This is a genomic window from Streptomyces sp. NPDC003036 (genome assembly GCF_040611175.1).
In the GTDB taxonomy this organism is placed as follows: Bacteria; Actinomycetota; Actinomycetes; order Streptomycetales; family Streptomycetaceae; genus Streptomyces.
The window spans coordinates 55,412-74,245 of the sequence record NZ_JBEXNO010000012.1 but is presented as its reverse complement, the minus strand read 5'-3'; the positions used below and the strand labels follow the sequence as shown (position 1 = coordinate 74,245).

Annotated in this window: 18 protein-coding genes; 4 read left to right on the top strand and 14 right to left on the bottom strand. The window is 73.4% G+C overall.

The features are described 5' to 3' along the window. Positions 1 to 73 precede the first annotated feature (73 nt). Both ABZX67_RS11575 and ABZX67_RS11570 read left to right on the top strand, forming a co-directional pair. On the top strand, positions 74 to 2,011 hold the full coding sequence (locus ABZX67_RS11575) for a DUF2264 domain-containing protein (RefSeq protein ID WP_355357457.1): 1,938 nt from the start codon (positions 74 to 76) through the stop codon (positions 2,009 to 2,011). A gap of 26 nt (positions 2,012 to 2,037) precedes the next feature. After that, positions 2,038 to 2,928: a LysR family transcriptional regulator gene (locus ABZX67_RS11570; protein WP_355357454.1), complete on the top strand. Its 891-nt coding sequence runs from the start codon at positions 2,038 to 2,040 to the stop codon at positions 2,926 to 2,928. Positions 2,929 to 2,989: 61 nt separating this feature from the next. Here the strand turns inward: ABZX67_RS11570 and ABZX67_RS11565 are convergent, their stop codons facing one another. From ABZX67_RS11565 to ABZX67_RS11535, 7 genes are all read right to left on the bottom strand, one after another. Then, on the bottom strand, positions 2,990 to 3,274 hold the full coding sequence (locus ABZX67_RS11565) for a hypothetical protein (RefSeq protein ID WP_355357451.1): 285 nt from the start codon (positions 3,272 to 3,274) through the stop codon (positions 2,990 to 2,992). Positions 3,275 to 3,358: 84 nt separating this feature from the next. Then, a complete protein-coding gene (locus ABZX67_RS11560; RefSeq protein ID WP_355357448.1) occupies positions 3,359 to 6,091 on the bottom strand; it encodes a Tat pathway signal sequence domain protein in 2,733 nt (910 codons plus the stop codon). A 21-nt stretch (positions 6,092 to 6,112) separates the two neighbouring features. Further along, the gene (locus ABZX67_RS11555; protein ID WP_355357445.1) at positions 6,113 to 6,694 is read right to left on the bottom strand and encodes a hypothetical protein; all 582 of its coding nucleotides are present in this window, start codon (positions 6,692 to 6,694) and stop codon (positions 6,113 to 6,115) included. Between the two features lie 3 nt (positions 6,695 to 6,697). Next, complete coding sequence (locus ABZX67_RS11550) at positions 6,698 to 7,555, bottom strand: carbohydrate ABC transporter permease (RefSeq protein WP_355357442.1); 858 nt, start codon at positions 7,553 to 7,555, stop codon at positions 6,698 to 6,700. Next, the gene (locus tag ABZX67_RS11545) at positions 7,552 to 8,544 is read right to left on the bottom strand and encodes a sugar ABC transporter permease (RefSeq protein ID WP_355357439.1); all 993 of its coding nucleotides are present in this window, start codon (positions 8,542 to 8,544) and stop codon (positions 7,552 to 7,554) included. Before ABZX67_RS11545 ends, ABZX67_RS11550 begins: the two co-directional genes overlap by 4 nt. An 11-nt stretch (positions 8,545 to 8,555) precedes the next feature. Then, positions 8,556 to 9,842: an extracellular solute-binding protein gene (locus ABZX67_RS11540; RefSeq protein ID WP_355357436.1), complete on the bottom strand. Its 1,287-nt coding sequence runs from the start codon at positions 9,840 to 9,842 to the stop codon at positions 8,556 to 8,558. 186 nt (positions 9,843 to 10,028) lie between these two features. Beyond that, positions 10,029 to 11,045 (bottom strand): LacI family DNA-binding transcriptional regulator, encoded by a 1,017-nt coding sequence (locus ABZX67_RS11535; RefSeq protein WP_355357672.1) that lies wholly within the window; start codon positions 11,043 to 11,045, stop codon positions 10,029 to 10,031. A gap of 155 nt (positions 11,046 to 11,200) precedes the next feature. On the opposite strand from ABZX67_RS11535, the gene ABZX67_RS11530 reads away from it, so the two are divergent. Then, positions 11,201 to 12,400 carry an ABC transporter substrate-binding protein gene (locus ABZX67_RS11530; RefSeq protein ID WP_355357433.1) on the top strand — a complete coding sequence of 400 codons (1,200 nt, stop codon included), beginning with the start codon at positions 11,201 to 11,203 and terminating at the stop codon, positions 12,398 to 12,400. Positions 12,401 to 12,670: 270 nt separating this feature from the next. Here the strand turns inward: ABZX67_RS11530 and ABZX67_RS11525 are convergent, their stop codons facing one another. The 7 genes from ABZX67_RS11525 to ABZX67_RS11495 all read right to left on the bottom strand — a co-directional run bounded on the left by ABZX67_RS11525 (position 12,671) and on the right by ABZX67_RS11495 (position 18,144). After that, the gene (locus tag ABZX67_RS11525) at positions 12,671 to 13,132 is read right to left on the bottom strand and encodes an SRPBCC family protein (RefSeq protein WP_355357430.1); all 462 of its coding nucleotides are present in this window, start codon (positions 13,130 to 13,132) and stop codon (positions 12,671 to 12,673) included. A 99-nt stretch (positions 13,133 to 13,231) separates the two neighbouring features. Beyond that, complete coding sequence (locus tag ABZX67_RS11520; RefSeq protein ID WP_355357427.1) at positions 13,232 to 14,008, bottom strand: alpha/beta fold hydrolase; 777 nt, start codon at positions 14,006 to 14,008, stop codon at positions 13,232 to 13,234. Then, positions 14,005 to 15,279 carry a 3-carboxy-cis,cis-muconate cycloisomerase gene (gene pcaB, locus ABZX67_RS11515; protein ID WP_355357424.1) on the bottom strand — a complete coding sequence of 425 codons (1,275 nt, stop codon included), beginning with the start codon at positions 15,277 to 15,279 and terminating at the stop codon, positions 14,005 to 14,007. Before pcaB ends, ABZX67_RS11520 begins: the two co-directional genes overlap by 4 nt. Then, the gene (gene pcaG / locus ABZX67_RS11510) at positions 15,276 to 15,917 is read right to left on the bottom strand and encodes a protocatechuate 3,4-dioxygenase subunit alpha (protein WP_355357421.1); all 642 of its coding nucleotides are present in this window, start codon (positions 15,915 to 15,917) and stop codon (positions 15,276 to 15,278) included. The genes pcaB and pcaG overlap by 4 nt, the downstream gene beginning before the upstream one ends. Then, complete coding sequence (gene pcaH / locus ABZX67_RS11505; protein ID WP_355357418.1) at positions 15,914 to 16,687, bottom strand: protocatechuate 3,4-dioxygenase subunit beta; 774 nt, start codon at positions 16,685 to 16,687, stop codon at positions 15,914 to 15,916. The genes pcaG and pcaH overlap by 4 nt, the downstream gene beginning before the upstream one ends. Positions 16,688 to 16,744: 57 nt before the next feature. Beyond that, positions 16,745 to 17,380 carry a CoA transferase subunit B gene (locus ABZX67_RS11500; protein ID WP_355357415.1) on the bottom strand — a complete coding sequence of 212 codons (636 nt, stop codon included), beginning with the start codon at positions 17,378 to 17,380 and terminating at the stop codon, positions 16,745 to 16,747. Further along, positions 17,380 to 18,144 carry a CoA transferase subunit A gene (locus ABZX67_RS11495; RefSeq protein WP_355357412.1) on the bottom strand — a complete coding sequence of 255 codons (765 nt, stop codon included), beginning with the start codon at positions 18,142 to 18,144 and terminating at the stop codon, positions 17,380 to 17,382. The genes ABZX67_RS11500 and ABZX67_RS11495 overlap by 1 nt, the downstream gene beginning before the upstream one ends. A 193-nt stretch (positions 18,145 to 18,337) precedes the next feature. Between ABZX67_RS11495 and ABZX67_RS11490 the strand changes: the two genes are divergently transcribed. Continuing rightward, positions 18,338 to 18,817: a MarR family transcriptional regulator gene (locus ABZX67_RS11490; RefSeq protein ID WP_355357409.1), complete on the top strand. Its 480-nt coding sequence runs from the start codon at positions 18,338 to 18,340 to the stop codon at positions 18,815 to 18,817. Positions 18,818 to 18,834: the final 17 nt, after the last annotated feature.

Below are 18,834 nucleotides of genomic sequence, written 5' to 3'. Positions count from 1 at the left end.
CAACTGATCGATCTCTTGACCGACTTGCCTTCAAGCGATCACCATTCCCGTGTTCCGACCATGGGAGTGCCCGATGCCGCCCCACGTTCCCCCACCCCCACGCCTGCACCTGCCGCCCGACGACCGCGAGACCAGCCCGTACACCGGCTTCACCCGCGCCCACTGGGAAGCGGTGACCGACGGCCTGGTCCGGGCGGCCTGGCGCTGGGCGACGCCCGGGGGCGCGCTGCTGGACCTGCCGGGGCGCCCGTCCGTGTCGGGGGTCCGTTCGGACGGCCTGGAGGGCTACGCCCGGACCTTCCTCGCGGCCGCCTTCCGGGTGGCGGGCGCCGGCGGCGAGGATCCGTACGGACTGCTCGGCCGGTACGCCGACGGCCTGGCGGCCGGGACACGCACGCCCGGCCGCGACGACGCCGAGTCGTGGCCCCTCGTCCTCGACCACCACGTCCAAGGCCAGCCGATGGTGGAGTCGGCCTCCGTGGCGCTCGGACTGCGGCTGACCCGGCCCTGGCTGTGGGACCGCCTCGACGACGCCGTACGGGACCGGGCCGAGGCGTGGCTGCGCGGGGCGCTGCGGCACACACCCGCGCCGAACAACTGGTACCTCTTCCCGCTCACCGTCGCCGGGTTCCTGGAGTCGGTGGGCCGCGGCGACGCGGAGACCGCGCGGGCGGTCGAGCGGGGCCTGGGGCTGCTGGAGTCCTGGTACCGGGGCGACGGCTGGTACGCGGACGGCGACGGCCGCGCCTTCGACCACTACAACGGCTGGGCCCTGCACCTGTATCCGGTGCTGCACGCCCATCTGGCGGGTGACAACGGCCTGTTGGACGACGTGTACGGGCCGCGGCTGCGCGCGCACCTGGAGGGCCTCTCGCTGCTGTTCGGCGGGGACGGCGCGCCGGTGCACTTCGGGCGGTCGCTGGCGTACCGCTTCGCGGCGGGCGCGGCGGTGGGTCTCGGCGCGCTGACCGGGCACACGCCGCTCGCGCCCGGAGTCTCGCGGCGGCTGCTGAGCGGCTGCCTGCGCTACTTCCTGGACCGGGGCGCGGTGGACGCGCGCGACGGGCTGCTGACGCCGGGCTGGCACGGCCCGCACGAGCCGACGCTCCAGTCGTACTCGGGCCCGGCGTCGCCGTACTGGGCCTCCAAGGCGTTCGTGGCGCTGCTCGTCCCGGCGGACGACCCGCTGTGGACCGTACGGGAGGAGGCCGCGCCCGCCGAGGACGGCGCCGACCGGGTGCGGGCGCTGCCCGCGCCGGGGCTGCTGGTGCAGACGACGGCCGCCGACGGGATCGCGCGGCTGCACAACCACGGCAGTGACCCTCTGCGCCCCTTCGAGGGCGAGTCGGCGAACCGGCACGACGTGCTGTACGGGCGACTCGCCTACTCGACGCGCACGGGACCGACGTCGGCCGCCAACGCGCCCGACAACCACCTCTCCGTCGAGCTGGACGGCGTCGCGTCCGTACGGTGCCGGGTCAGGCCCCTGGGCGCCGGGCACGGCGACGGCTGGGGCTGGGCCGCCTCCTGGCACCGGCCCGCCTTCCCCTCCGGCGCGCCGATGGTGCCGGGGCTGCGGGTGGAGCACGTGACGGTGGTCCGCGGCCGGTACGAGCTGCGGGTGCACCGGGTGACGGGCCTGCCGCGCGGCGCGCGCGCCCATCTGTCGGGGTGGGCGACGGGCCCGGACGAGGCGCTCGCCTCGCAGCTGTACGGCCTGCACGGCTGGGCGGACCCGGACGCCGCCGAGCTGCGCGCCCCGCAGGGGACGGCGTACACCCGCTGGGCCACCCTCCCCCGCCTCGCCACCGGCCCGAGCGACGGGGGTACGGCGCTGCTGGTGGCCCTCGCCTCCCTGACCGCCGTCCCGGACCCCGCCCCGCTCGCGGAGGCGGCGGTCCTGGACGGCACGGACGACGGCGACACGGTGGAGGTGCGCTGGAGGGACGACGGGTCGCTGACGCGGATCTCCTTCACCCCCTCGGTGGCGGTGACGCGTCTCGCGCCGTAGCCCCGCTTCCGGTCAGTAGGCGACCGTTGGATCTGCAGCAGATGCGTTACGTGATCGCCGTGGCCGAGACGCGGAACTTCACGCGCGCCGCCGAGCGGTGCTTCGTCGTCCAGTCCGCCCTGAGCCACCGCGTCGCCGCGCTGGAGCGGGAGCTCGGTGTGAAGCTGTTCGCCCGCACGAGCCGGCGGGTGGAGCTGACCGCCGCCGGCGAGGCGTTCCTGCCGGCGGCGCGTCAGTCACTGGAGGCGGCCGACCGGGCCGCCGCCGAGGCCGCCGCGGCGGTGGGCGTCGTGCGGGGGCGTCTGGCGGTGGGCGTGATCCCCACGGTCGCCGCGATCGACATCCCGGCGGCGCTGCGGGTGTTCCGGGAGCGCCACCCCGAGGTGCGGATCAGCCTCCGCGTGGCCGCCAGCGATGAACTGACGGCCCGGGTGGTGGCGGGGGAGCTCGATGTCGCGGCCCTGGGCCTGCCGGAGGGCGACCGGCCCCGGGGCGTACGCGCACGGCTGCTGGCGCGCGACCGGCTGGTCGCGGTCGTGCCCGAGGGTCACCCGCTGGCCGGAAGGGCCCGGGTGGGGCTGGCCCGCCTCGCCGAGGAGACGTTCGTCGACTTTCCTTCCGGCACGCCCGGCCGGGCCCAGAGCGACCAGGCGTTCGGCGCCGCGCGGCTGACGCGTGAGGTCGCGTTCGAGGTGCTGGCACCGGATCTGATGGTCCGCCTCGTCCGGCAGGGGCTCGCCATCGCCCTGCTGCCGTCCGCGGTGGCGGCGGACCTGCCCGGGCTGGTGACCGTGCCGATCACCCGGGGCCCGCGCCGGGTCGAGTACCTGGTCTGGAGCGCGTTCAACCCGACCCCGGCGACCACGGCGTTCCTGCGCACGCTGGAAGAGCAGGGGCGTGACGCAGAAACGCGGTGATACGGCGGTGCGGTGATACGGCGGTTCAGCGGTGCCGGGGCACCGGCGCGCCGCCCGTCGGTCAGCCCCCGAGCGGCAGACCGGCGGGCACGCCGCCGAGGAGGCCGGCGACGGGGCCGCCGCCGACCGGCAGCGGCGAGGCCTGGCCCGGCTTGCCCTGCGCCTGGGGGTCCGAGGCCAGCAGGCCCGTGCTGTTGAGGTTGGAGGAGATAGGCGTACCGACCGAGGCCGGCGGCTGCTCGGCGACGGCGGTCGCGACGGCGGCGGCCGGAACGATCGCCGCCATGCTCGCGCCCGCCACGCCGGCGCACACGGTGATCAATCGGATACCGGGACGAATGCTCATATCTGCTCTGCTCCTGTACGGATCGGAAGAAGAGAAAGGTTCCTACAGATACGTGCAACGAGCCCAGGTCTCCGACGACACTGCTCAGCCCGGCATCTTGTCCCCGACCAGGGCCAGGTTCTGGATCGCCGCGAGCCCGAACAGCGCCGTCGTGTTGGTGCTGATCCACAGGTGCTCGTAGCCCGGTTCGAGGACGTCCGGGCCTTCGAGCGGTGTCTTCTGCCAGGTCATCGCCGTGGTGTACCCGTCGCTGCGGTAGAACTTCTGCCAGGCGCGCGCCGCCAGCCGGTCGTCGTTCAGCCGCGCGGCCGCGTACGCGTCCTGGCGGGAGTGCCCCTGGAAGAGCAGCAGGTTGCCGAAGTGCGTGCCGTAGCGCGCCGCCTGCTCGGCCTTGGTGGCGTTGAAGTAGCGGCAGTAGTCGAGCCACGCCTCCGTGAACGCGGGCATGTCGACGAGGTCGATGAGCTCGGCGCACATCTCGACGAGCCCGAACATGGCGGAGAGGTGCGAGACGCCCACGACGGGCTTGTCCGCCACCGCGAACCGGCCGGTGTCGAGGTCGTACAGGCCCGTCCCCTGCACGAAGCCGTTGGGCTGGGCGGCGATGGTCTCCATGGTGGAGCGCAGTCGGGCCTCCGCCTTGGCCGCCTTTGGGCCCCGGCGCTCCCACTCGGTGAGCCAGGCCGCGGCGAGGCCGCTCCAGTCGGTGCCGAACCCGATGGACAGGGCGTGGCGGTCGGGGACGTAGGGCTCGGTGCGGATCTTGCGGAGGGGGTCGAGGGCGAGGAAGGTCTCGTCGGAGTCGACGAGGTCGCGCATGAGGTCGCCGACGCGCTCGTCGGCGGTGAGGAAGTAGTAGGGGCGGCGGTAGACGGCGGTCGAGATGCGCTGCTGCTTGGCGCTGTCGGCGAAGTGCTGCACGCCGTGCCGGGTGCCGAGCCCGGCCCACTGCCCCAGGTGGTAGACGTCGACCTCGCCGGTGTGGCGGGTCATGGCCTCGGCGAAGCGGAAGACGTCGGCGCGGCCGGAGCGCAGGTAGGCGTACCAGAGCCACAGGTCGGGCGAGAGCTCGGAGTTGTCCCAGGCGTAGCCGCCGACGTCGTACCGCCACTGGTGCCGGTCCTCGTCGTAGGTGTGCATGATGTCGCCGTAGTCCCAGAAGCCGTACCAGCGGCGCTGCTCGACCTGGTCCTTGTAGTACGTGAAGAGGAAGTCGAGCTGGTCCTCGATCCTCGCCTTGGCGGGCGTGGAGCGGTCGACGGGTGAGAACAGGCCGCCGAAGACCCCTGCCCGGGCCAGGTCGTGCGGGCTCGCGGCGAGCTGCGGCGGGGTGCGGACGGCGGCGGCCTGGGCGACGAGCGCGTCCGCGCCGGGGGTGGCGGCGTTGGCCCAGAACATCAGCTCGCTGGTGCGGGCGATGCCGTACGGGGTGCCGAAGCCCGGCTCGTGGTCCTCGTACGTGATGTTGAGCCCTTCGAGCTGCTCGGGGTACGTGTCCTGGCCCAGGCCGTCGTGGTAGAAGCGCAGGTCCATGGGTTGCGCCTCGGGCGACCAGAGCCACAGCGTGACGTCGGCGGCGTCGCCCGCGGCGCCGCGGACGTCGAGCTGGGCGGGGTGCTTCTGCCAGAAGTCCCGCAGCCCGAAGGAAAGTCCGCCGCTCACCCCGCCGACGTAGCCGAAGCCGGTCGCCCGGCCGCCGCCTCCGGCCGGGATCCAGGCGTGGCCGGGCTTGGTGCGCTTGCGCAGGGTGAAGCCGTCGGCGGAGAGCTGGGCGAGAGTGTAGTCGCCCCAGGTGGGGACGTACGCCAGACGGCTGGTCACACGCTGGTCCCAGGTCGCCGGGTCGGGCAGCTTCTCGCCCTTGACCTGGGCGGTACGCACGGCCGCGCCCGGGTCGCGGCGCAGGCCGGTGATGCCCTGGACGGCCTCGGTGAGGAAGCCCTTGCCCTCGCCCGCGATGCGGATGTGGCGGTCGTAGGCGGCGTCGCGCATCGGCACGGTGAAGCGGACGCCGAGGCCCCGGATGAAGTCCTTCCGCGCGTCGCCGTCGTAGGTGATCGTGTGGACCATGCGGAAGGACTCGGCACCCGCGTAGAAGTACAGCCGTACGCAGAACGGCAGCCAGCTGCGGCTGCCCTTGCGGTGCTTGCCGTCGATGCGGACCACCGCCCGTACCGGGCCGCGCTGTTCGACGGTGGCGCGGGAGATCGTGCCGTCGAACCGCTCCCATTTGGCGTTGCCCTGGTCGCCGTCGTCGAGGTCGTCCTGGCGCAGGAGGACGAGCCGGCCGTCGGTGGCGATCTTCGTCCCGGCGCGGGTGACGGACGCGACGAGCTTCTCGCCATCCTTGGGGACGACGGCCGTGATGGTGCCGGTGTCGACGGTGATCCCGCGGTCGGTCTCGGTGACGGTGACCCGGCGGGAGGCGGCGGCCGGGGTGCCGGCGGTGAGCGTGAACCGCTCGCCGCCCGCCGCTTCGGGGCCGACCGCGTGGGCGGTCCACTTCAGGGAGCCGTCGGGCCAGTACGCGGTGGGCCAGGTCTGTACGGGGACCTCCGTACCGTCGGCGGCGGCGAGGGCGAAGGAGGTGCCGTCCGCGTGGGCGCCCTTGGGCCACGGCACGCCGAAGGTCGACCCCGGCGCGGCGCCGAGCCCGCCGGACTCCAGCCACCGCACGGTCACGGGCGCGTCGCCCGCCCCGGCGGCCCCGGGCGCGGCGGCCTGCGCGGTGCCGTGCCCGGGCGCCCAGCCCCACGGGGCGGCGGCGCCCGTGGCCGCGGCGGCCTTGAGCAGGGTTCTGCGAGGTATCGGAGACATGTGTGTCTTTCCTTCCGGGGATCAGCGGCCGGGGCGGCCGGACATGTCCCGCTGTTCGACGGCGAGGGCCGCCGCCGTGAGCATCCCGAGGGCCGGGGCGGCCAGCGGGGCGGCGAACCATGCCGAGGCGGCGATCACGGCGAAGCCGCACACCAGGGTCAGGGAGCCCGCCGGGTCGCGGGCGGTGCGGCGGGCGGCCGGGGAGAGCAGGGCGCGCCAGGAGGCGCCCGGGCGCCAGGCGGTGGCAGCCCGCAGGCCCGTGACGGCCAGGGCGAGCAGGGCCAGTACGCCGACGGCGCCGACGAGCGGGGCGCCCGGCAGGCCTCCGGCGCGTACGACCGCGAGGTCCGCCCCGACCAGGGCGAGCGCCGCCCAGCCGGCGAGGCCCGCGAGGAGGCCGCCGCGCCGGGTGGCGGCGCGGACGTCGGCGGCGTACTCCCGCCAGGTGGAGCGCTCGTGGGCGAGGTGGCGCCGCAGGTGCGCGGAGCCGGCGGCGAGTGCGGCGGGGAGGGTGACCAGCGGCAGGGACGCGAGGGTGATCCACACGCCGGTGAGCAGGCACTCGGCGAAGAGCCCGAAGCGGGCGGCGACGGCGGCGCGCACGGCTCAGCCCTTCAGGCCGGAGGTGGCCATGCCGTCGATGAGGTACCGCTGGAAGGCGAGGAAGAAGAGCAGGACGGGCAGGAGCGCGACCAGCGACATGGCGATCATGCTGCCGTAGTTGGCGATGCCGTCCTGGTCGACGAACATCTTCAGGGCGAGCGAGACGGTGTACTTGTCGGGTTCGTTGAGGTAGATCAGCGGGCCCATGAAGTCGTTCCAGGCGTTGATGAAGGTGAAGATCGCGCTGGTGATCAGGGCGGGCCGGCACAGCGGCAGGACGATCGACCAGTAGATCCGCAGGTGCCCGCAGCCGTCGAGCCGGGCGGCCTCGTCGAGCTCCTTCGGCAGCCCGCGCATGAACTGCATCATCAGGAAGACGAAGAAGGCGTCGGTGGCGAGGTACTTGCCGAGCAGCAGCGGCGTGTAGGTGTTGATCAGTTCCAGCTTCTGGAACATGACGTACTGCGGGATGAGCAGCACGTGGTACGGCAGCAGCAGCGTGCCGATCATCAGCGCGAAGAGGAGGCCCCGGCCGGCGAACCGGACGCGGGCGAAGGCGTAGGCGGCCAGGGAGCAGGAGAACAGCACGCCGATCACCGAACCGACGGCGAGGAAGAGGGAGTTGCCGAAGAAGGTGGTGATGGGGATGTCGGCGATGCCGTCGGCGAGGCGGCGGTAGTTGTCGGTGATGGGGTCGGTGGGGAACAGCTCAAGGCTGCCGACGATCTCGTCGTTCGGCTTGAGGGAACCGCCGATCACCCACACCACCGGGTAGAGCACCACGGCCAGCACGGCGAGGGAGCCGAGGTGCCAGGCGAGCGAGCCGGCGCCGCGCCGGCGGAAGGTGGTCAGCGCGCTCATCGGGCGGCCTCCTCGTAGTGCACCCAGCGCCGCTGGGACCAGAACAGCACCGCCGTGACGAGGCCGACGGCGAGGAGCAGCATCCACGCCATGGCGGAGGCGAAGCCCATGCGGCTGTTCTCGAAGCCCTGGACGTAGAGGTAGCAGGTGTAGACGAGCGTGGCGTCGGCCGGTCCGCAGGTGCCGCCCTGGCCGCCGAGGATGTACGCCGAGCCGAAGATCTGGAAGGAGTGGATGGTCTCCAGCAGGACGTTGAAGAAGAGGACGGGCGAGATCATGGGGAGGGTGATGTGCCAGAACCGCCGCCAGGTGCCCGCGCCGTCCATCTCGGCCGCCTCGTACAGCTCGCGCGGCACCTGCTTCAGGCCGGCCAGGAAGATCACCATGGGGGCGCCGAACTGCCAGACGGTCAGCGCCACCAGGCTGTAGAGGATCCAGTCGGGATCGCCGGTCCAGCCGCCGACGTCCACGCCGAACAGGGCCCGTTGGGCGCGGTCGACGAGGGCGTCGTCGGAGAAGATCGCCTTCCAGACGATCGCGATGGAGACGCTGGCGCCGATCAGGGAGGGCGCGTAGAAGGCGGCCCGGTAGAAGGCCTGGCCGCGCCGCTTCTGGTGGAGCAGCAGCGCCACGCCGAGAGCGGCGGCGAGCTTCAGCGGCGTGCCGATGACCACGTACCAGAGCGTCACGTCGACGGAGTGGCGCCAGCGGGGGTCGGCGAACATGTCGGTGAAGTTCTTGAGGCCGACCCACCGGGGGGTGTCGAAGAGGTTGTAGTCGGTGAAGGCGAAGTAGAGGGAGGCGACCATCGGGCCGGCGGTGAGCAGCAGGAACCCGGCGATCCAGGGGGACATGAAGAGGTAGCCGGCGAGGTTCTCGCGGCGACCGCGACCGCGATGGCGTCCTGTGGCGGGGGCGGGCTCGGGGTGTTGAGCGGAGCCCTCGTACGGGAGGTCAGGGGCCGCGGCGGCGGTCTCGGGGTGCGTCATGGCGGTGCCCATCAGGAGCGGAGAGCCGTCTTCGACTCGGTGAAGAACTGCTCGACCGCCTCGGCGACGGACCGCTTGCCGAGGGCCATGTCCTCGGCGATGCGCAGGAAGGCCGCCTCGGCGACGTCGGCCCCAGCCGGGTGGGGGGTGATGGTCTCCAGGACGCCGGAGTCGACGAGCTGCTTCTCGTACGCGGCGATCCGCTGGTTCACCGGGTCCGTCGGCCGGAACGCCTCGTACTGCGCGGTGGTGGCCGGGACGCCGCGGTCGTAGCCCATGATCCGGGCGACCTCGGGGTCGTGGACCATGAAGTGGATGAACTGGGCGACTTCCTTCGGGTGCTTGGTGCGCTTGGAGGCGCTGAGCATGAGGGAGCCGAGGTACTGGCCGGTCTTCCTGCCGTCGGTGGTGGGGATGGGTGCGAGGGCGTACTCGCTCTTGCCCTCGGAGGTGTAGCGGATGGTGAAGTTGTCCCAGGTGAACTCGGAGGCGGCGAGTTGGGCGGCCACGGCCGACTTCGGCTTGATCTGGGCGACCTTCTTGGGGTCGGAGTGGAGGCCCGCCTTCACGCCCGCCTGGCCCTTGGCCCACCAGTCGGTGAGGTCCGCTGCGCTGAAGCCGAGGCCGTCCTTGGTGAAGAACGCCTTGCCGTGCTGGCGCAGGTAGAGGTCGTACAGGTACATGACGCCGTACAGGCCGCTGTCGCCGGCGCGGCCCTGGGTGTCGCGGATCTTCGCGAGGGCGGCGTGGAACTCGTCCCAGGTCCAGCCGGGGCGGGGGGTGATGCCGGCCTTCCGGAAGACGGGCTCGTCGATGACGAGGGCCATGGAGTTGGAACCCACGGGGACGCCGAGCAGCTTGCCGTCGACCTCGCCGAAGGTGGCGAGACCGGCGCGGAAGCCGTCCATGGACAGGTTCCCGGCCTTGACCTGCTCGCGCAGGTCGAGGAGCACGTTCTTCTCGTCGTACTTGCGCAGGAAGCCGATCGCGTTCTGGAACACGTCCGGCGGGTTGCCCCCGGAGGCCTGGGTGTTGAACTTCTTCCAGAAGTCGAGGTACGGCTGGAAGTCGGTCTTGACCTTGATCTTCGGGAACTTCTTCTCGAAGAGAGCGACGCACTTGTTGATGCGCTTGGCCCGGTCGTCCGAGCCCCACCACGCGTACCGGATCGTGACGGTCCCGCCGCCGCCCGAGCCGCTTCCGGTCCCGCAGCCCGCCGCGGTCAGGCCGAGGGCGGCCAGGGAGCCGCCCGCGAACTTCAGCAGACTGCGCCGGTCAACACTCCCACGGGTACGCACAGTTCGTCCTCCAGCGCGGTTCGGTCTCGCTCATTGAATCGTTTTAGGAAAGCGCTTGCCGAGACAACGTAAGGAGCACCGCCGGGCGCGTCAACGGTTTGGACGGAATAGCTTGGCGGGGCTCGGGGGCGACGGGCCGCCGGGACCTCGGGCCCCCGGGGTCTCGCGGCCTCGGGGTCTCAGGGCTCAGCGTCCGCGAGGCGCCATGCTGGAGGCGCGGACCACCAGTTCGGGCTGGAGCACGATGCGCCGGTGCTCGTGGCGGGCCGCCGCGTCGCCGGCCTCCTCGATCAGCAGGTCGGCGGCGAGCCGGCCCATCCGCTGGGCCGGCTGGCGTACGGAGGTGAGCGGGACGGCCGCGGCCGCCGCGAACTCGATGTCGTCGTACCCGACGAGCGCGATGTCCCCGGGGACGGACACCCCCGCGGCGAAGAGCGTCTGGAGCACACCGAGCGCCAGGAGGTCGTTGGCGCAGAAGACCGCCGTGGGGCGCGGGGACATGCCCAGCAGCCTGGCCCCCGCGTCCCGCCCCGAGGCCACGTCCAGCCGGTCGGTCTCGACGCGCACGAGGGCCTCGGCGGGCAGCCCGGCGTCGGCGAGCGCGCCCAGCGCCCCGGTGCACCGGTCCCGCACCTGCGGAAGGTGCGCGGGCCCGCCGACGTACACGAGCGAACGGTGGCCGCCGTCCAGCAGGTGCCGCGCCGCCAGCGCACCGCCCTCGACGTCGTCGACCGAGACGGAACAGGCGTCGGCGGCGGCCGCCGTGCGGTCGACCAGGACGTACGGGATGCCGTGCCGGGCGAACGCCGCGAGGGTGTGCCCCGCCGGATCGGCCGGCGTCACCAGCACGCCGCGCACGCGCTGCTCGGCGAAGAGCGCGAGGTATTCGGCCTCCTCCGCCGGGTCCTGGGCGCTGTTGCAGAGCATCACGCCGAGCCCGGCCGCACGGGCGGCGCGCTCGGCGCCGGTGGCGAGGTCCACGAAGAAGGGGTTCGCCATGTCGAGGACCAGCAGCGCGAGGATGCGGCTGCGGCCCGCGCGCAGGTGTCGGGCGGACTCGCTGCGGACGTACCCGAGTTCCTCGATCGCCGCCTGGACGCGCTCGCGGGTCGCCTCGGCGACGGTGCCGGGGCGGTTGATGACGTTGGAGACGGTCCCGACGGAGACGCCCGCGTGCTGCGCCACGTCCTTGATGCCCACCATGCGCGCCACGCCGCGCACCCCCTGTCCTCTGCCTCGGAGCTTCATCGTAGGAGCTCGGAGGCCCCCTGTCATGAATCGATTCATCGTACGGGCCCGGAGAGAGACGGATCGTTACGCCTCGTTACGCCACCCTCCGCGGTGGCGTTGTCCGGGGCATGGAACAGAACAGCGGGGAAGAAGGACGGATCCCGACCGTGGGCGTGGTCGTCGCGCGCACCGGCCGACTGGCGCGGCTCGGGGATCCGCTGGCGTACGTCATGGAGCTCGTGGCGCCGAAACTGCGCGGGCGGGTGCGCCTGGTGAGCCGCGACAGCCGCTCCACCGCCGAGGGGGCGCGGCGGGCGGTCCGGGAGCTGGTGCGGGACGAAGGGGCGCGGATGGTGGTGACGCTGGCCGGGACGGAGGTGCTGCCGACGGTCGCCGACAGCTGTGAGGAGGCCGGTGTGCCGTGCCTGTCCAGCACGTTCCCCTGGCAGGTGTACTTCTACGGGCGCGGCGCGACGGAGGAGCGGCCGTTCCGGTGGACGTACCACTTCTGCTGGGGCCTGGACGACATCGCGGAGACCTTCGCGGACCTGTGGGAGGCGGCGGGCGCGGGGCCGGACCGCGCGGTGGGGTGCCTGTGGAACGACGGTCCGCAGGGGGCGTGGTCGCGCCACACCGCCCACGGCTTCCTCCCGGCGGCACGCGCGCGCGGGTACCGGCTGGTGGATCCGGCGGGGTACCGGGAGCCGTCCGTGGGCTTCGACGGCCAGGGCGGGGCGCTGGCGGCGTTCCGGGAGGCGGGCGTGGACGTCGTCACGAGCGCGGCGACGGGGGCGGACCTCGCGCTCTTCCGTCGGCAGGCCGCGGCGTACGGCCTGCGACCCCGGTTGATCACCTGCTCCCGGTGGCTGGCGTACCCGCCCGCCGCGACGGCCGCCGGGGAGTGCGCGCAGGCCGACGTGGGGACGCTCGTCTACTGGACCCCGGACCACCCCTACCGCTCGTCCCTGGACGGCATGACCGCCGCGGAGCTCGCCGAGGCGTACGAGCACGCCACCGGCAACCGCTGGCTCCAGCCGCTGGGCCTCGCGTACGCCCTCTTCGAGGTGGCGTCCCACGCCCTGACGACCGCCACCGACCCGACGGACCCACCTTCCGTGGCCGCGGCCCTCGGCGCGACCCACCTGGACACGATGGCGGGCCCCCTGGACTGGACGTCGGGCCCCGTCCCGAACGTCGCCACGGTCCCCCTGTCCGGCGGCCAATGGCAACGCGGCCGCACGCACCCGTACGAACTGGTGGTGGTCGACCCGCGGGACGTCCCGGGCCTCCGGGCGGGCGGGGAACTGGTGCGGCTGGGCGGGGGGTGAGGCGGGGGGCGCGGGCGCTTGCCGGGGGCGGGGCCGGAGTTGGCGGCCGGGCCCCTTGGGCCTCGTCGGGCGGCCGGGCCCCGCACGACCGTGGCAGCAACGGCCGGTCGCGTTCCAGATCGCACCGAGGCCGACCCGGCCCACGGTCGGGCTCAGGTCGGCGAGCCGACGGCCGCCCGTCGCAGGCCTGACCCCCAGGCCCGAAGGCCCGGGGGTCAGGAGGCTCATGCGACTCACCGGGGCCGGCGGCCCCGCTGCGGGCCGCCGGGGTCAGTCGCCCGGGCGGATGCGGCCGCGCCAGCCGCCGTCCTCGGTGCCCTGCTTTTCGATGTACTCCTTGAACCGCTTCATGTCGCCCTTGACGCGGCGGTCGATCATGCCGGTCATGTCGGCGGCCTTGTCCGCCATACCGCTCGGCTCGACGTCCATGACCAGTTCCACGCGCGTGTGGGTGTCGTCGAGGCGCTGGAAGCTGACCATGCCCTTCTGCTTGGTGTCGCCGCTGATGGTGCGCCACGCGATCCGCTCGTCGGGGAGCTGGTCGATGATCTCGGTGTCGAACTCGCGCTTCACCCCGCCGATCTTGGTGACCCAGTGGTTGTGGCGGTCGTCGACCTGCCGGACCTGCTCGACGCCCTCCATGAACTCCGGGTACGACTCGAACAGGGTCCACTGGTTGTAGGCGGTGTGGACAGGAACCTCGACCTCTACGGCTTCCTTCACCGTGCTCATCAGTGACTCCTCGCTTCCGTGCTGTCGGCGACGCGCGGCGGGCTCCCGCCGCGCTCGGCACGTCATCCGGGTAACCCGCTTGCGCTCGGCTATGCGTCTTCACCCCGCGAAGTGGAGAAGCAGGGCGGCCAGGACCTCGTCCGGGCGCTCGGCGGGGGCCAGGTGGGAGGCGCCGGGGAGCTCGGTGAGGGTGGCGTCCGGGAGGGTGGCGGCGAGCTCGTGGGCGTGGGCCGGCGGGGTGGCCGGGTCCTCGGTGCCGGCGAGCACCAGCGTGGGGGTGGCGATGTCCGGCAGGGCGGCGCGCAGGTCGTAGGCGGCCAGGGCGTCGCAGCAGGCGGCGTACGCGGACGGGTCGGCCCGGCGCAGGTCGTCGACGAGGTGCCGGGCCAGGGCGTCGCCGGTGAAGGCGGGCGTGAACCAGCGCGAGGCCGCCGTCGCCGCGACCGGCGCCGTGCCCTCGCGGCGTACGAGCGCGGCGCGCTCCCGCCATGGGCCGGGCTCGCCGAAGCGGGCCGAGGAGCAGACGACGGCGAGCCGGTCCAGCCGGTCGGGATGGTACGCGGCGAGCCAGAGCCCGACGGCGCCGCCGAGGGAGACGCCCGCGTAGTGGAACCGCTCCAGGCCGAGGGAGTCGGCGAGGCGCAGGACGTGCGCGGCGAGGTCGGCGACGGTGGCTCCGGGCCGCAGGAGGCCGGCGGGGCTGTGCCCGTGTCCGGGGAGGTCCCAGCGGACGCGGCGGAAGGCGGTGAGTCCGGGTGCGACGCGGTCCCACAGGGCGGTGGAGGTGCCCAGCGAGGGCCCCAGGAACAGGACGGGGGCGCGGTCGGCGCCCTCGATGACGTGGTGGAGAAGGTCGGGGCGGTTCATCGGCTTCATCGGCGTTCCAGGGCGCGGTCGGTGAGTGCTCCGGCCGCGCCGGTGTAGTGGGTGGGGTCGGTGAGCTCGGGGGGCACGCCGAGGACGTCGTCGAGCGGCTTCCCCGTCGTACGGACCTCCTCGGCCGCGCGCGTGAGCACGTCCTTCGGGAAGCGGGTCCGCAACCGCTCGGAGACGATCAGGCCGCTGGTGAGGTCCAGGTGGGCACGCATCCGCTCCGGGTGGACGCGCAGCCCCTCTGCGAGGTGCGCGGCGTGGTGCGCGGCGCCGCCGACGAGGCGCAGCAGGTCGCGCAGCGGCTCCCACTCGGCGTGCCAGGCGCCGGGGGGCCGCTCGTCCTCGGCGGCGACGGAGCCGTACAGGACGGCGGCGAGGGCGGGGGCGCGGCGGGCGGCCGCGGCGATCAGCGTGGAGCGTACGGGGTTGGTCTTGTGGGGCATGGCGGACGACCCGCCGCCGCTGCCCTCGGTCACTTCGCCCGTCTCCGTACGGGAGAGGACGAGGACGTCCGCGGCGGCCTTCCCGAGCGCCCCGGCCGTGAAGGCGAGGGCGCCGGCGAGGTCGGCCACGGGGGTACGGAGGGTGTGCCAGGGCAGCGCCGGTTCGGCGAGGCCCACTTCGCGGGCGTACGCGCCGACGAGGGCGAGCGGATCGGAGCCGTACGCCTCGAAGGCCGCCAAGGTGCCCGCCGCGCCGCCGAGTTGGGCCGGCAGCCGGTCGCGTACGGCGGCCAGCCGGTCGCGGGCGTCCAGGACCAGGGCGCGCCAGCCCGCCGCCTTCAGGCCGAAGGTGGTGGGGACGGCGTGCTGGGTGAGGGTGCGGCCGGGCATCGGCGTGTCGCGGTGCGCGGTCGCGAGGGCGGCCAGGGAGGCGGCGGCGCGCTCCAGGTCCGCCAGGACCAGCGCGAGGGTGCGGGAGGCGACGAGCATCGCCGCGGTGTCGAGGATGTCCTGGCTGGTGGCGCCCCGGTGGACGTACGCCCGCGCGTGTTCCGGTACGGCGGCGGTCAGGTCCGCGACGAGCGGGATGACGGGGTTGCCGCCGGTACGGGCGCGCAGGGCCAGGTCCCGTACGTCCGAGGCGTCGAAGGGGCGGGCGCAGGCGGCGGCGATGGCGTCGGCGGCCTCCGGGGGCGCCTGGGCGCGGGCCAGGGCGGTCTCCGCGTCGAGCATCGCCCGCAGGAAGGCCGCGTCGGAGGTGGCGGCCTCGGCCGGGGTGCCCGCGCTGCCGGGGGCGAGCAGGCCCGCGTCCTCGGGGTCGTACGCCGTCATGTGAACTCCAGGAAGACGGTCTCGTCCCCACCCCGCGACCCGGCACCCTGCGATCCGTCGCCCTGCAACCGGATGTCGAACCGGTACGTCCGGTTCGGTTCGGGGTGGTTCGGTTCCGGGTGGTTCGGTTCCGGGTGGGCGACCAGTGTCGCGGCGCGTGCGGGCGGCAGCGAGGCGAGCAGGGGGTCGGCGGCGCGGGCTTCGGCGGGCTCGGGGAGGTAGGCGCGGGTGAAGAGGTGGTGGGTGAGCCCGCGGGCGAAGACGCACAGGCTCAGGTAGGGGGCGCTGGCGCCCCGCCGGCCGGGGCGCAGGGTGCGTACCGTCCAGTGGCCGTCGGCGTCGGTCGGTACGCGGCCGAAGCCGGTGAAGTCGACGCCGTTGCGGCCGAGGAAGCCGCCCGTGACGGGGTCGCGGCGCATCGAGCCGCCTCTGCGCGGCAGTTCGCCGTCGGGTCCGGGCCCCCAGATCTCGACGAGCGCGTCCGGGACGGGGGCGCCCTCGCCGTCGAGGACGTACCCGTGGAGGGTGATCGTGTCCGGATGCCCGAAGGGTGCTATCTCGCCGCCGCCCGGGAACGGGAGGGCGTACCCGTAGAAGGGGCCGACCGTGTGCGAGGGGGTGGGGTCGAGGGCGCTCATCGGCCTTCCTCCATCCAGGTGGCGGCGGGGCCGTCCAGGACGATGTCCCAGCGGTAGCCGAGGGACCATTCGGGGGTGGACAGGGTGTGGTCGTAGGTGGCGACCAGCCGCTGCCGCGCGCGTTCGTCCGTGACGGACTGGAGGATGGGGTCGTACGGGAAGAGCGGGTCGTTCGGGAAGTACATCTGGGTGACGAGCCGCTGGGTGAACGCGGAGCCGAAGAGCGAGAAGTGGATGTGGGCGGGCCGCCACGCGTTGGTGTGGTTGCGCCAGGGGTAGGCACCCGGCTTGATCGTGGTGAAGCGGTAGCCGCCCTCGTCGTCGGTGAGGGTCCGCCCGACGCCGGTGAAGTGGGGGTCGAGAGGGGCCGGGTGCTGGTCGCGCTGGTGGGCGTAGCGGCCGGCGGCGTTGGCCTGCCAGAGCTCGACGAGCTGTCCCCGTACGGGACGTCCGGCGCGGTCGAGTACGCGCCCGGTGACGGTGATGCGCTCGCCGATCGGCTCGCCGTGGTGCTGGCGGGTGAGGTCGTTGTCGAGCTCGGTGACGTCGGTCTCGCCGAAGGCGGGTGCGGCCAGTTCGACGGCTTCCGGATCGCGCTGGGCGGCGATGGCGACGAGCGGCCGGCGCGGGTGGCGCAACGCGCTGGAGCGGTAGGGCGGGTAGTCGCGCGGCGGGTGGTCGGCGCGCGGGGCGCCCTCGGCGACGGACTGCTCGTACGCGGTGCGCTGCCGGACGATCTCGACGTCGATGTCCTGCTGGGTGAGTGCCATGGCGGTGAACTCCTGTGAAGTTCTGCGAAGTTCTGCTGACTCGTGGGCTCAGTGGGCTCAGCGGGCCGTACGGACCGGGGCGGCGGTGCGGTCGGCGATGTCCCGGGCGGTGACCCCGGGGGCGGTCTCCACGAGCACCAGGCCGTCGTCGGTGACGTCGAGGACGCCGAGGTCGGTGATGATCCGGTGGACGCAGGCCCGTCCGGTCAGCGGAAGGGTGCACTCCTCGACGATCTTCGGGCTGCCGTCCTTGGCGGTGTGGGTCATGGTGACGAGCACCCGCCGGGCGCCGTGGACGAGGTCCATGGCGCCGCCGATGCCGGTGACGAGCTTGCCGGGGACGGCCCAGTTGGCGAGGTCGCCGCGGGCGGAGACCTGCATGGCGCCGAGGACGGCGACGTCGATGTGGCCGCCGCGGATCATCGCGAAGGAGAGCGCCGAGTCGAAGTAGGAGGCGCCGGGCAGGACCGTGACGGTCTCCTTGCCCGCGTTGATGAGGTCGGGGTCGACCTCGTGCTCGTACGGGTAGGGGCCGGTGCCCAGGATGCCGTTCTCCGATTCGAGGACCACGTGGACGCCGTCGGGGAGGTGGTCGGGGATGAGGGTGGGCAGCCCGATGCCGAGGTTGACGTATTCGCCGTCGCGCAGTTCGGCGGCGGCGCGGGCGGCCATCTGGTCGCGGGTCCAGGGCATCAGCCGCGTGCCTTTCGCGTCGTACGGTTCTCGATCTTCTTGTCGGCGGCCTGCTCCGGGGTGAGGGCCACGACGCGCTGGACGAAGACGCCCGGCAGGTGCACGTGGTCCGGGTCGATCGCGCCGGGCTCGACCAGCTCCTCGACCTCGGCGACGGTGACGCGCCCGGCCATCGCCGCGAGCGGGTTGAAGTTGCGGGCCGACTTGGCGAACACGAGGTTGCCGTGGCGGTCGCCCCTGGCGGCGCGGACGAGCGCGAAGTCGGTGCGGATGCCGTGTTCGAGGACGTGCGGTACGCCGTCGAACTCCCGCACCTCCTTGGGCGGGGACGCCACGGCGACGCCGCCGTCGCCGTCGTACCGCCAGGGCAGGCCGCCGTCCGCGACCTGGGTGCCGACGCCGGCCGGTGTGTAGAAGGCGGGGATGCCCGCGCCGCCGGCGCGCAGCCGCTCGGCGAGGGTGCCCTGGGGGATCAGTTCCAGCTCCAGCTCGCCGCCGAGGTACTGGCGGGCGAACTCCTTGTTGCCACCGATGTACGAGCCGGTCACGCGGGCGATGCGCCCGGCGGCGAGGAGGACGGCGAGGCCGGACTCCATGGCTCCGCAGTTGTTGGAGACGACGGCGAGACGCCTGACGCCGGTCTCGTACACCGCCTGGATGAGCGTGTTCGGTACGCCGCTGAGGCCGAAGCCGCCGACCGCGAGGGACGCTCCGTCGTGTATGTCGGCCACTGCTTGCGCGGCTGTGGCCACCACCTTGTCCATCCGGCTGGTTCCTCCCCGAGCAGAAAGAAATGCTCAGTACACTGAGCATCTGTCGTCGGGGAGCAGACTGACACCGCGCTCGGCGCTGGTCAAGACCCTCAGTGCACGGCGCATGCATGAGACACTGTTCCGGCTCAGGTACCCCTGGGGAGCACATGGCCCCAGGGGACACATCGGGAGAGAGGAGTGCACCGTGCCCGCACTCGACCTCGGCAGCCATCCGGGCCATCTCGCCCGGCGGTTGCAGCAGGCGCACACGCTGCTGTGGACCACGATGGTCTCGGAGGAGGTCACCTCACCGCAGTTCGCCGTGCTCAACGCCCTGGTGGGCGAGGACGCCCTGGACCAGCGCACGGTCGGCGAGCGGGTCGGCCTCGACCGCTCCACCATCGCCGAGGTCGTCCGCCGCCTGGCCGACCGCGGCCTCCTCGACAAGGTGCGCGACCCGCGCGACGGCCGCCGCTCCGTGCTGCACGCCACGGAGGAGGGCGTACGCGTGCACAAGCGCCTCGCGGTCCGCACGGCCCGGATGAACCAGGTCTTCCTCGCCCCCCTGGACCCCGCCGAGCAGACGGTCTTCCTGGAGCTGCTCCGCCGTGTCTCGGACGCGGCGGAGGGGCTCCGCAACCCGGCGCCGCCGGACTACGCGGTGGCGGGGGGCGGGGGGTCGTAGGGGGTGTCTTGTCGATC

What these genes read in the sequence shown, in the direction of transcription:
- ABZX67_RS11530 (WP_355357433.1), top strand. Translation starts at nt 11,201, where the DNA reads ATGGAACAGAACAGCGGGGAAGAAGGACGGATCCCGACCGTGGGCGTG.
- ABZX67_RS11500 (WP_355357415.1), bottom strand. Translation starts at nt 17,380, where the DNA reads ATGCCCTGGACCCGCGACCAGATGGCCGCCCGCGCCGCCGCCGAACTG.
- ABZX67_RS11495 (WP_355357412.1), bottom strand. Translation starts at nt 18,144, where the DNA reads ATGGACAAGGTGGTGGCCACAGCCGCGCAAGCAGTGGCCGACATACAC.
- pcaB (WP_355357424.1), bottom strand. Translation starts at nt 15,279, where the DNA reads ATGACGGCGTACGACCCCGAGGACGCGGGCCTGCTCGCCCCCGGCAGC.
- ABZX67_RS11575 (WP_355357457.1), top strand. Translation starts at nt 74, where the DNA reads ATGCCGCCCCACGTTCCCCCACCCCCACGCCTGCACCTGCCGCCCGAC.
- ABZX67_RS11520 (WP_355357427.1), bottom strand. Translation starts at nt 14,008, where the DNA reads ATGAAGCCGATGAACCGCCCCGACCTTCTCCACCACGTCATCGAGGGC.
- ABZX67_RS11550 (WP_355357442.1), bottom strand. Translation starts at nt 7,555, where the DNA reads ATGAGCGCGCTGACCACCTTCCGCCGGCGCGGCGCCGGCTCGCTCGCC.
- ABZX67_RS11560 (WP_355357448.1), bottom strand. Translation starts at nt 6,091, where the DNA reads ATGTCTCCGATACCTCGCAGAACCCTGCTCAAGGCCGCCGCGGCCACG.
- pcaH (WP_355357418.1), bottom strand. Translation starts at nt 16,687, where the DNA reads ATGGCACTCACCCAGCAGGACATCGACGTCGAGATCGTCCGGCAGCGC.
- ABZX67_RS11535 (WP_355357672.1), bottom strand. Translation starts at nt 11,045, where the DNA reads ATGGTGGGCATCAAGGACGTGGCGCAGCACGCGGGCGTCTCCGTCGGG.
- ABZX67_RS11565 (WP_355357451.1), bottom strand. Translation starts at nt 3,274, where the DNA reads ATGAGCATTCGTCCCGGTATCCGATTGATCACCGTGTGCGCCGGCGTG.
- ABZX67_RS11525 (WP_355357430.1), bottom strand. Translation starts at nt 13,132, where the DNA reads ATGAGCACGGTGAAGGAAGCCGTAGAGGTCGAGGTTCCTGTCCACACC.
- ABZX67_RS11545 (WP_355357439.1), bottom strand. Translation starts at nt 8,544, where the DNA reads ATGACGCACCCCGAGACCGCCGCCGCGGCCCCTGACCTCCCGTACGAG.
- pcaG (WP_355357421.1), bottom strand. Translation starts at nt 15,917, where the DNA reads ATGAGCGCCCTCGACCCCACCCCCTCGCACACGGTCGGCCCCTTCTAC.